This is a genomic window from Bartonella sp. B1099 (assembly GCF_944801835.1).
Classification (GTDB): domain Bacteria; phylum Pseudomonadota; class Alphaproteobacteria; order Rhizobiales; family Rhizobiaceae; genus Bartonella.
On the sequence record NZ_CALYLN010000001.1, the window covers coordinates 881,768 to 895,279 of the forward strand.

The 13,512-nt window shown below is 37.9% G+C and carries 2 protein-coding genes; both read left to right on the top strand.

All coding sequences use genetic code 11. From position 1 onward, the window contains the following. The first annotated feature begins 420 nt into the window (after positions 1-420). Positions 421-5,457 carry a Vomp family autotransporter gene (locus tag NNJ73_RS03715; protein WP_254492769.1) on the top strand — a complete coding sequence of 1,679 codons (5,037 nt, stop codon included), beginning with the start codon at positions 421-423 and terminating at the stop codon, positions 5,455-5,457. A gap of 546 nt (positions 5,458-6,003) precedes the next feature. Then, positions 6,004-12,879 (top strand): Vomp family autotransporter, encoded by a 6,876-nt coding sequence (locus NNJ73_RS03720; RefSeq protein ID WP_254492770.1) that lies wholly within the window; start codon positions 6,004-6,006, stop codon positions 12,877-12,879. Positions 12,880-13,512: the final 633 nt, after the last annotated feature.

Genomic DNA, 13,512 nt, shown 5'->3' on the forward strand with positions numbered 1-13,512 from the left:
TCTTTACGCATTTTTGAAGAAAAATCGTAGACTTTATTCACTTATTTTACACAAAAAATATCTCTCCTTAACACTTTGTTAAAAAGAAAAACACCCCTTTCTCTTCAAAATATTAGCACGTTCTTCATGAATAAAAGTGATAAACTAAAAGCCAGAAAAACAATATTATCCTTGCAAAAAACGACCAAACATTCTAGAAATTAAGCAAATATTAACTAATATATAAAAAAATGAATCTTATTTTCTCAGAGTAACACAAAAAGCGGGGACATTCACTATGACATCTAAATAAGCGATTTTTCTATTTTTTAATCACATAAATTTTGATGTTACAAAAAACTAAATCTGAACACCTACATGGCGTTTAAATGTGTCTTTTTTTGTGTTTACAGTTAAATTTTTTTCATTGGGGAATTTGTTATGAACAAATTATATACAAAATTAGCGGGGAGTGATTTAAAATTTTCTCGTTTTCCTTTTATTAAAGTTTTGTCATTGACTTCAATCGCTGCACTTTTGTCGAGTGTTTCTCCTGTATTGGCAAAAAATCTTGATTCAAGAGAAGGGGATTCTACAGATATAAAAACTGTTGCTGTGGCATATCCCCAAAGTGTTATCTCTGTTTATGATGAAGCTACCGGTTATTTGGGGCTTCATGATGTATCAAAAGACAATTATATGACGACGCTGAATACAGGGCTGACACTAAAAGTGAGTGCTTATGCAGGTGGGAGTGATTATGCAATTTTTTTAAACGATATGCTTTCTGAAAGAGGTAAGACTACCGTAAATGTTTTAGAGAAAGATGGTAGTTCTACACAGAAAGCTACGCAAGAAGTATCAAATGCATTTGTACAGACAAGTCCAGCTTTCTCTGTTGGTGATGATAATGGAAATAGCATAGCTTTCTTGAATGTCCCTCCTTCATTAGAAGGAAACTCTCCAATACAAGCGAGAGACAGTTCGCTTACAAGTGCAAGAGCTGGGGCAAATTCTACTGCTGCAGGTCCACAGGCAAATGCAGCAGGAGAGACAAGTGTTGCTATTGGTTTCAAGACACAATCAACAGGAAAATTTGCCATCACTATGGGTAATCAGGCAGAAGCCATAAAAGAAGATAGTATAGCTATAGGCCGCATGGCACATGCTTTAGGAAAAAGCAGTACCGCATTAGGTTCTGAATATAATGCACAAAGTGAACACGGGGAAAATGATTATACCACTGCTCAGGGTGATTATTCAACAGCTTTGGGTTCTGTTTCTAAGGCTATGGAAAATGGTGCAACTGCTGTTGGTCATCGTGCATTAGCAAAAGGTAAACAATCTATTTCTGTGGGATTTTATTCGAAAGCGAATGAAGAGAAAAGCGTTACGCTTGGGGATTATGCTGTAACTGAAGTAGTAGGAGGAGTTGCGTTAGGGAGTGCTTCTGTATCTAATGTTGGAGCTGGTGTTGAGGGTTATAGTTCTCTTGGGAAGAGGGGAGAAGGTGCTGATTTTGTATGGAAAAGCACTTACGGAGCTGTTAGTGTTGGTAATGTTAAGCAAGGTAAAACACGGCAAATTGGGGGAGTAGCAGCAGGTACAGAAGAGACTGATGCTGTGAATATTGCGCAGTTGAAGTCATTGCAAACCTATGTAGATAAGGGCTGGAATCTATCTGTTAATGGTGAAGATGCTAAAGCTGTAGGGATAGACGATACGGTAGATTTTGCAGCTGGAAGTAAAAATCTTGAAATTACCAAAGACGAAAAAGACAATAACATAAAATTTGATCTCGCGAAAAACATTACGCTGGAGAGCGTAACGGCAGGTGCGAATACTTTAAATGCAACGGGTTTAGTCATTGCGAATGGACCTCAAATAACGACTGATGGTATTAATGCTGGCGGTAAAAAGATAACAGGCGTCGCAGATGGGAGTGCAGATACTGACGCTGTGAATATTGCGCAGTTGAAGTCATTGCAAACCTATGTAGATAAGGGCTGGAATCTATCTGTTAATGGTGAAGATGCTAAAGCTGTAGGGATAGACGATACGGTAGATTTTGCAGCTGGAAGTAAAAATCTTGAAATTACCAAAGACGAAAAAGACAATAACATAAAATTTGATCTCGCGAAAAACATTACGCTGGAGAGCGTAACGGCAGGTGCGAATACTTTAAATGCAACGGGTTTAGTCATTGCGAATGGACCTCAAATAACGACTGATGGTATTAATGCTGGTGGTAAAAAGATAACAGGCGTCGCAGATGGGAGTGCAGATACTGACGCTGTGAATTTTGCACAGCTAAAAGCAATACAAGCAGCAGCGGCTATAAAAGGTTTGAAAATTAACACGACTGGCAATGGTTTCAAAGATGCTATCGCTGATGAGGTAGGGTCAGTTGCTATAGGTTCTGGGGCATCTATATCTGCTTCTGCTGCTGTAGCTTTGGGGGTGAACGCGCAAGCAACGGTGAGTTCAGGAATTGCTATAGGAGCGTATTCTGTAGCGGATGTTGGTGGTAGTGTTGCTGGTTATGAGCCTTTGATAGGGCAACAAACAATTAAAATGACTTATGAATGGAAAAGTACATTAGGTGCCGTTAGTGTTGGTGATAATTCTATAATGCAATCGCGGCAAATTACAGGGGTAGCAGCTGGGTTTCAAGATACTGATGCGGTGAATGTTGCACAGTTGAAGTCCTTGAAAAACTATGTGGATCAAGGCTGGAAACTGTCTGTTGACGGTAAAAATGCTAAAGCTGTGGGGATAGATGATACGGTAGATTTTGCCGCTGGAAGTAAAAATTTTGAAATTACCAAAGGTGAGGGCGACAATAACATAAAATTTGATCTCGCAAAGGACATTACGCTGGGTAGCGTAAGGACTGGTACGAATACTTTAGATGCAATGGGTTTAAAAATTGAGAATGGTCCTCAAATAACGACTGATGGTATTGATGCTGGTGGTAAAAAGATCACAGGAGTGTTCGAGGGTACTAATGAGACCGATGCAGTGAATTTTGGACAATTGAATAAAACCAAGCAAGAGGTCCAAGAACAAATACAAAAACAAGTTCAAGAAGTCGAAAAGCAAGTCGCGGCCAATAGTTTTGTGAAACAAGATCCTGTAACGAAACATATTACCATTGGTAAAGAAGTAGTAGGCGATGAAATTAATATTGCCAACAACATGAATGAGGCACGTACCCTTTCAGGTGTTAAGGCAGCAGAGAAAGATAATGAAGCTGTTAATAAAAAACAACTCGAAGACAGCTTGAAAGGTCTTTCTAAGGATCTTCAGTCAGATGATTCTGCAGTTGTGCATTATGATAAACAAGAAGATGGCACCATTAATTATGCGAGTGTAACTTTTGGTGGTAAAGAGAACACCCTCACAGCGCTTCACAATATTGCTGATGGTGCGATTTCTTCAGAATCCCATGATGCAATCAATGGCTCACAACTTTTTGCGACAAATCAAAATGTAGCAACTGTATCAAATAATCTCCAAACCGCTGCTACGAAGATAGCTGAAACTTTTGGAGGCGATGCGAAATATGAAAATGGCGAATGGACCGCTCCAACTTTTACGCTTAAAACTGTTAACAATGATGGTGAGGAAGAAGAGCAAAGCTATACGAGTGTAACAGAGGCTTTTAAAGGTGTTGGTACTACTTTCACGAATATTAATAATGAGATTACCAACCAGATTAATAATGCGATTACCAAAGTAGAAGGTGAGAGTTTTGTTCAGCAGGATAAGGAAACAAATCGTCTCACGATTGGTGCTAAAACAGAAGGCGCAGAAATCAATATTGCCAACGCAAGTGGTGGAAATCGGATCATTTCTGGTGTGGATGACGCACAGAACAACAATGACGCCGTTAACAAAGGTCAGCTTGATAGCAGTATCAAGAATGTGACTGATCAGTTAACGAATATCACGCAGCAAGTTCAAGGTGATGCCTTATTGTGGAGCGATGCTGATAAAGCATTCGTTGCTCAACATGGTAAAGAAAAAGAAAAGAGCAAGCTTAAGTACCTTTTAAATGGAGACATTACTGCTGAATCAACGGATGCGATTAATGGTTCACAGCTTTATTCGATGAGTAATAATCTTGCAGGATATTTTGGTAGTGGCGCTGGTTATGATGAGAATGGCGAATGGAAAGCACCTACTTTTACGCTTAAGACAATTAAGGAGGATGGTACAGCAGGTGAAGAAAGTTATGATACTGTAGAAAAAGCACTGTCTGCTGTCGGTACATCTTTCACGAATATTCAGAATAAAATCACCAATGAAATTACTAATGAGATCAATAAAACAAAAGGTGATGCTTTATTGTGGAGCGAGGCTGATAAGGCATTCGTTGCTCAGCATGGTAAAGAAAAAGAAAAGAGCAAGCTTAAGTACCTTTTAAATGGAGACATTACTGCTGAATCAACGGATGCTATAAATGGTTCTCAAATTTATACTCTGAAAAATCAAATAGCTGGTTATTTTGGTGGTGGTGCGGGCTATCAGAATGGGGAATGGAACGCTCCCACATTCTATGTTTCGCAATTCAAGAATGGTGGTAATGGTAAGGATAAAACTAGCTATGATAATGTTGCAGCTGCGTTTGAAGGAGTTAATGGAAGTCTATCCGATATCAACGATCGTATTAACAATGTTGCTCAGAGTGTCTCATCAAGTGGTTTAAATTGGAACGAGGAAGAGAAAGCTTTTGACGCGCGTCACAATGGAACGCCAAGTAAGATTAACTATGTAGAAAATGGTAAATTATCCGAAGATTCAAAAGAAGCCGTTAATGGTAGCCAACTTTGGCAGACAAATAATAGGGTTACCAAAGTTGAAAACCGCGTAGATAATATTGATCAACAGATAAAAAATATTGAAAATACGGTTACGAATGATGCAGTTAAGTATGATAAAAATGAAAAGGGTGATAAGATCAATAAAGTTACATTCGCTGGTGTGAGTGAAAGTGATCCGGTAGTGTTAGACAATGTAGCGGCAGGTGATTTATCCAAAGATTCAAAACAAGCTGTGAATGGTAGCCAACTTTGGGAGACAAACCAAAAGATAGATGTAGTCCTTGATAAGGCAAAAAAATATACGGATGAGCGTTTCAATGACATTATCAATCACCAAATGAGTGATGTTATTAATGAAGCGAAATCTTATACGGATATGAAGTTTGATGCTTTGAATTACAGCATTGAGGGTGTGCGAAAAGAAGCAAGACAAGCAGCGGCTATTGGTATAGCAGTGGCGAACTTACGCTATAATGAAACACCTGGAAAATTAAGTGTTGGATTTGGCACCGGCTTATGGCGTAACAAATCTGCATTTGCCTTTGGTGCTGGTTATACATCTGAAAGCGGATCTGTTCTGTCTAATGTATCTGTTACTAATTCTGGAGGTCACTGGGGTGTAGGTGCGGGATTTAATATGACATTGAATTAATAATCAACAGAATATATTGAGTAAAATATTTTCGCCCTTGTCCTCATTTAAGACAAGGGCGAAAGTTTATTTTAAGAAGAAATCAATAAAGCTAACCAATAAGATTTTTAAAGAAAAACATGCAAAGCAGATAAGCAATGAAATAAAATGTACCATTAATGCTAAAGCACTGTTTTAATCTCAATTTATAATTTAATACGAATGCAGATTACCGCATACTAAATGTTTCTGCTTTTCACGAAAAAGCAGTTCAAAAGAGCATAAAATCAATATGTTAACTACTTTATAGGTAAAAACTCATTAACCTAATAAGAGAAGATGCTTGTGTAAATTTATCTAAATAAAGCTATTATCCAAATAATACATCGCTGCAAAAATAAAACTGCCAAAAACCTTCGCTTTTAAATTAGTTTTTTTATTGGTTTCATGCAAAAAACTCCCCCAGCAGTTTTTAAGAGATAATCCAATAAAAAATATAAATTGAAATATGTCTTTTTTATGTCATAAATATGATTGATTTGATTTTTTTTCATTAGGGCACTTGTGATGAAAGAATTATCTATCATATCAAAGAGGAATGATTGGGATTACAGGCATTTCTCTCGACATTTGTTTAAAAAGCTTTTGTTGGGAACCATAATCGTTGCATTTTTATCAAATACTTCCTCCGTTTATGCAAAAAATTTTGATAGAACAGAGCAGCTTCTTAAAGTTCTAGAAAAGGCAACAGCGGTTTATTCTCAAGGAAATAATAGAAACGTCTTTTCTGATTATAATCGTTATAACCCTCATACGGGTTTCTTTGACGATACAAGTTTATCAAAATCAAGTTATTTAACAGTGCTCACTACAGCAATAATGTCAAGAGTGAGTACTTCTAGTAGTTACGTAGATTTTTTAATCACTATGCTTTCTGAAAAAAGGAAGGCTGCTGTGAATGTTTTGGACAAAGATAGTAGTTCCACACAAAAAAATTTAGAGTCTTCTGTTGATGATAATCATGGAAATGGCATAGCTCTCTTAAATACACCTAGTTCATCAGAGGAAGGATATCCAATACAAGTGGGTGGAAGGACGTTTGTAAGCGCAAGAGGTGGATCAAATGCTACTAATTTGGGTCAAGGATCGAATGCAGCAGGGGTGGAAAGTGTTGCCATTGGTTACAAGGCACAAGCAACAGAAAAGTTTGCTATCACTATGGGGAAACAGGCAGAAGCCACAAAAGAAGATAGTATAGCTATAGGCCGCATGGCACATGCTTTGGGGAAAAGCAGCACTGCACTAGGCTCTGAATATAATGAAAAGAATCAGGATGACTATACAACCGCCAAGGGTGATTATTCAACAGCTTTGGGTGCTGTTTCTAGAGCTTTGGAATATGGGACAACGGCTGTGGGGCATCGTGCATATGCAACGGGTAAAAATGCTATTTCTATAGGATTTTATTCGAGAGCAAATGCAGAAGGGAGTATTGTTTTGGGAGCAGATGCAAAAGCAGAAAAAAAAGATTCTGTTGCTTTTGGATATAAAGCAGTTGCAAGTGATGAATTAAGCAATGCTTTTGGTGCTTATACAAAAGCAACAGCTATGGGAAGTGTTGCTTTAGGAGATTCTTCTGTAGCGGATACAGCTTCTCAAGTTTTTGGATTCGATCCTCTCCTTAAGAAGGCTACAACTGATGCGAATGCAGCATGGAAAAGTGGACGAGGTGCGGTAAGTGTTGGTACTTCAGACAAGACAAGACAGATTACAAAAGTAGCAGCGGGTAGTGCAGATACTGATGCTGTGAATATTGCGCAGTTAAAGTCATTACAAACCTATGTAGACAAAGGTTGGAAACTGTCTGTTGACAGTAAAAATACTAAAGTTGTGGGGATAAACGAAACGGTAGATTTCGCAACTGGAAGTGAAAATCTTGACATTACCAAAGGCAAAGACGACAACAAGGTCACATTTTATTTAGCAAAGAATATCACGCTAGAGAGCGTAAAAGTAGGTGCAAATACCTTTGATGCTACGGGCTTGAAAGTTATAGATGGTCCCCAAATCACCACTGCTGGTATTAATGCAGGCAGTAAAAGGATTACAAATGTAGTCGATGGTACAGATGATACCGACGCTGTTAATGTTGCACAGTTAAAAGCCTTGTCTTTAGGATCTGGGTCTAAAGATCCTTTTTCTGATTGGTCTAAAGACAGAGTGAGAATAGGTGTCAGTGAGAATTATAGCACTCGGGGAAGTGTTGTAATAGGGAAAAAATATATGAGCCAAGGAACGTACGGTGAAGTATTCGATGCTGCAACAGTAAAGGCGGATTTGGGAATAGCTATAGGTACAAGGTCTTTGGTTGAAAAGAAAGCTGATAGGGGGATTGCTATTGGTGAAAGAGCAAAGGTGGAAATTTCTGGGGGCATTGCCTTGGGACGTAACTCTACTGCTAACGTTAAGGAGGGAGTTTTCGGCTATGATCCTAAGACTGGAACAAATTCAACATCAACCAGTGTTGAGTGGAAATCTAAAGATGGTGCATTCAGTATTGGTAAAGTCGGTAATGGTGGGGGAAGCTGGACACGACAGATTGTAGGGGTAGCAGCTGGGACTCAAGAGACGGATGCCGTAAATGTTGCTCAGCTAAAATCCTTAAGAGAACTGATCACAAAACAAGGAAGTTGGGAGCTTTCTGTTGGTAATGGAAAGAATACAGTTATTGGTGCGGGAGACAAATTAAATTTAGCAACTGGAAGTACAAATTTTAGCATTACAAGCAATGAAGAAGGGAAGAAGGTAACATTTGATTTAGCAAAAGATCTTAGGTTAAATAGCATAAAATTGGGGGGGGAAGCTTTAGAAAATGCAGCAAACTCAGTAACTTTAGATGCAACAGGCTTGATCATTACAAATGGTCCCAAAATAGTGATGAATGGCATTGATGCAGGCAATAAAAAAATAACAGGTCTAGCAGAGGGTGCTGAAGCGACTGACGCTGTAAATTTTGGACAATTGCAGAACATTGAAAAACAAGTCGAACAACAAGTAGCAGCCAATAGCTTTGTAAAACAAGATTCCAATACAAAACATATCACCATTGGTAAGGATACAGACGGCGATAAAATCGATATTGCAAACAAAAATGGTGATAAGCGTACTCTTACGGGTATAAAGGATGCTGCACTTTCAGCGGAGTCTAAGGAATCCGTTACTGGTTCACAGCTTTTTTCTACAAATAATGATGTTGCAACTCTTAAAAATAATTTTTCTGAGATACAGACGAGAGTGACAGGGATTCAAACGAATCTATCAACAATAGCTAAAAATACATCACAATATTTAGGCGGTGGCGCTGATGTGCAGAATGGTAAGGTGCCTACCTATACTGTTGAAGACAAGTCTTATAATGATGTAGCGAGTGCTTTTTCTGGTGTGAACCACTCTTTTACAGAGGTAAAGCAACAAATTACGAATGTAAATAATTCTATCACGAATGTTGAAAATCAAATTAAGAATGTAGTGAGTGAAAGTCTTGTACAGCAAGATAAAGAAACGCAACATATCACCATTGGTAGGGATACGGGCGGTGATAAAATTGATATTGCCAACAGCAAAAGTGAAAATCGAATCCTTACTGGTATCAAGGATGGCGCACTCTCAGCGGAGTCGAAGGAAGCCGTTACGGGTTCACAGCTTTTTGAGACAAATAATAAAGTTTCTACTTACTTAGGGGGTGGAGCTGGATATAAGAATGGCAAATGGAGTGATCCAACATTTAAGGTTCAAACTGTTGATGCTCATGGCAATAAAAAAGATGAAGCTTATGCGGATGTTGCTGCTGCTTTTGCAGGAGTTGGTACGTCTATCACGAATGTACAGAATAAAATTACCAATGATATAACGAGTAAGTTCAGCGAACTTACTCAAAACATAACAAATATTACGCAACAAGTTACAGGTGATGCTTTATCATGGAACGATGAAGCGCAGGCATTTGTCGCACGTCATAAAAAGAAAGCAGAAGAACAAAGCAAAGCAACAGGAGCGCAAGAAAACAGCAAAATTACATTTCTTTTAGATGGTGCTGTTTCTAAAGATTCAACAGATGCTATTACCGGTAAACAACTTTATTCTACAAGTAACACGCTTGCGACCTATTTGGATAAAGGTGCCGGTTATGATGAAAAAGGAAACTGGAAAGCACCTGGCTTTAAGGTCAAAACTGTTAACGGTGACGGCAAGGAAGAAGATAAGACTTATTCGAATGTAGCGGAAGCTTTAACAGGAGTTGGTACTTCTTTTACAAATGTTCAAAATAAAATGACCAAGGAGATTACCAACCAGATTAATAATGCCATTACCACTGTACAGGGTGAAAGCCTTGTTAAGAAAGATAAAGCAACAAATAATATCAACATTGGTCAAGAAGTAGAAGGCAGTGTCATCAATATCGTCAACAAAAATGGAGAAGCTCGGATACTTTCTGGTGTGAAGGAGGCAATGGAGGTTGATGAGGCTATTAACAAAGGACAATTTGATAAAGCTGTGAAAGGGCTCACAGAAGATCTTAAGTTTGAGAGTTCTTTTGCTGTTCACTACGATAAAAAATCCAACGATAATGGGAATGAGGTAGACTATACGAATATCACCTTGGGTAAAAATAACACTCCTACAGCTCTCCACAATGTTGCGAATGGTATCATTTCTGATAAGTCGCATGATGCAATCACTGGCGGACAGATTTATAAAATTGGTGGAGATATAGCTAAATTCTTGGGTGGAGATGCAGCCTTTAACAATGGAGTTTTTACAGGACCAACCTATGCATTATCTGAAGTTTCTAAAGAGGGGCAGGTTACAGATAAGCCCTTTAGTGATGTTGGTACAGCCTTTGCAGGTCTTGATAGCAATATCAAGAATGTGAATGATCGGATTAAGGAGGTATCTCAGGAAATTGCACAAGATTCTTTGTTGTGGAGTAAACAGGATGGTGCTTTTGTAGCTTCTCATGGGGCAGGTGATACGAGAAAAGATAGCAAGATTACGCATATTTCAGCTGGAGATATTACTGCTGTTTCTACGGATGCGGTCATTGGCAAACAGCTTTATGAACTGCATCAGACGTTAGCGACGTATTTAGGTGGTGGTTCTGAATATAATAAAGATAAAGGATGGAAGGCTCCAGATTTCAAAATTCAGCAATTTGGTGAGAATGGCAAGTCTGAGGAGAAGACGTATCATGATGTTGCGGCTGCTTTTGAAGGTGTAAATAATTCTGTCACGAATATGCATGATAAAATTACGAATCAGATTAGCCAAGTAGTAAGAGATAGTCTTGTAAAGCAAGAAAAAGCAACGGATCCGATCACCATTGGTAAAGCAACAGACGGTATTGAAATCAATATAGCCAACAAGGATAAAGAGGATAGAACACTTTCTGGTGTAAAGACGGCTACACAAGATAATGAGGCGGTTAACAAAGCACAGCTTGATAAGTTGGATAAGAAAATTGAGTCTACGAATTCTTTTGCAGTTTTTTATGATAAACAGTCGGATGGTACTGTTAATTATAAAAGTGTGACTTTTGGTGGTAAAAATAAAGAACCCGTTGCTTTGCATAATGTTGCTGATGGTGAACTTACGCAAGAATCACACGATGCAATGAATGGTGGTCAAATTACAAAAATATTCCAGCAGGTAGTGAAGTATTTTGGTGGCAGTGCAGCCTTTAAAGAGGGTATTTTTACAGGACCAATTTATAAATTACTCAGTATTTCTGAAAATGGGGAGGTAGGACAAAAAGCGCATGATAATATTGTTTCAGCCTTTGAAGGTCTTGATACAAATATAAAGAATGTCAACAAGCGTATTAAGGAAGTTTCGCAAGGCATTAGCGATGATTCTTTGTTATGGGACAAGGATGAAAAAGCCTTTGTTGCTCTTCATGGAGAGGGCAAAACAAGAACAAACAGCAAAATTACCTATCTGAAGGATGGTGATGTTACAGCAAGTTCAAGTGATGCAGTAAATGGGTCCCAACTTTATTCTTTAAACGAGCAACTAGCAAGCTATTTCGGTGGTGGTGCTGGTTATAATAATCAAGGAAATTGGCAGGCTCCAAATTTTAAAATCAAGCAGTTTGGTGAAGATGGAGACTCTGAAGAAAAGAGCTATAGCAATATTGCTGATGCGTTGAGTGGGGTTGGAAATTCTTTCACGAATATTCAGCATAGAATTACCCATGAGATAAGCAAAATAGAAAGCGAGAATCTTGTTAAGCAGGATGAAAAGACAAAGCGTATCACGATTGGTGGAGAGAAGGACGGGAGTGAAATCAGTATTGCAAATAGTGCGAATGGTGTACGTAGCCTTTCTGGTGTAAAGGCAGGGCTTCTGACAGAAAAATCCACGGAAGCGATCAATGGTTCCCAGCTTTATTCGGTAATCAATGTACTTTCTAGATATTTTAGTGGAGATGCGGGATACAAGGATGGAAAATGGCTCGCGCCAAACTTTAAGGTGGCACAATTTACTGCTGCTGGTGTTGTGAGTAAAAGGGAGGAATATACCAATGTTGCGTCTGCGATTGAAGCTGTTAACGAAAGCATGACAAATATCAGCAATCGTATTCATGATGTTGAACAGAGTATTTTCTCGGGTGGTTTAAATTGGAGTGAGACAGAAAAAGCTTTTGACGCGCGTCATAAAGGTCAAGACAGTAAAATTAAGCATGTAGCGGATGGTGAAATATCAGAAGGCTCGAAAGAGGCTGTTAATGGCAGACAACTTTGGCAGACGAATAAGAAAGTTAAAGAGGTTGAAAGCCATGTCAATATGATTGATAAGCAAGTAAAAGATATTGCTAGTGTGGCAGATATTGCTGTTAAGTATGATAAAGGGAATGATGGCAAGAAAACGAATAAAGTAACATTAATTGGTATGAGTGAGAGTGATCCAGTATTGATAGACAATGTAGCGGAAGGTCGCATTGAAAGCGGTTCGAAAGAAGCTGTTACAGGCGGTCAATTGCATGATTATACGAATAAGAAAATGAATCTCGTTCTTTCTGATGCGAAGAAATATACGGATGAGCGTTTCAAGGACATTGTCAATAACACGGTTCACAATGTTATTCATGAGACAAAATCTTATACAGATGTAAAGTTTGAAGTGTTAAGGTATGAAATTAAGGAAGTTCGCAAAGAATCCAGGCGGGCAGCAGCGATAGGTTTAGCGGTATCGAATTTGAGTTATGAAGATACGCCGGGTTCTTTAAGCTTATCGATTGGAACGGGGATATGGCGCGATCAATCAGCCTTTGCTGTTGGAGCAGGTTATATGTCTGAAAATGGTAGAGTTCGTTCTAATATATCCGCTACGAGTTCTGGTAGGCATTGGGGGATAGGAGCGGGTTTAAGAGTAAAATTGAATTGATAGAAAGTAGTTAAGATTATCGCTGCGTTCTGCATTTATATTTTTTTATGAAGAATGAGGAATATTTCATTGCTCCAACAAGCTTTATAGAGAAGCATAGTTATAAACTCTCATTATTTTTCTAAAATATTCTACTTAAATTGTTGAAAAAAGATCACATATTTCTGTAAAAAATATTTAAATTGATAAAAATTATTATTTTTTTGTTGCTATTTTATTATAGAGGGGTTAGTGCAACATAAAGTATATTAGTAAGACTCATTTTGATCGAAATAACAATTCAAAAGGGGGGAAGAGGTAGTGTATAAATTGTAAATACTCGAAAAACCGAATTTACATCGCTACATTACATTAAAAAAAACAACAATCTAAGCTAGAAAAATTTCATATTTCTAAAGGAATTTAAGGTTTTTTTAATTAGCTTTTTATTTACTACGAAAAAATAGCGTTCCTTAATAAAAAATGTATAAAAACACCTAGCAATAAAAATATTGCGAGAAACTTTATTAAGTAACCAAACACCTAATAAATAAAATGCCCTTAATATTTAAAACCCTCAAAGATCTTTTTCCAAGCCTATACAGTAGATCACAACCAAATTTTTATTAGAATCTAAATGTGTCTTTTTTATGT

Excerpts from the sequence above, each read along its gene's own strand:
- NNJ73_RS03715 (WP_254492769.1), top strand. The coding sequence starts at position 421 with ATGAACAAATTATATACAAAATTAGCGGGGAGTGATTTAAAATTTTCT.
- NNJ73_RS03720 (WP_254492770.1), top strand. The coding sequence starts at position 6,004 with ATGAAAGAATTATCTATCATATCAAAGAGGAATGATTGGGATTACAGG.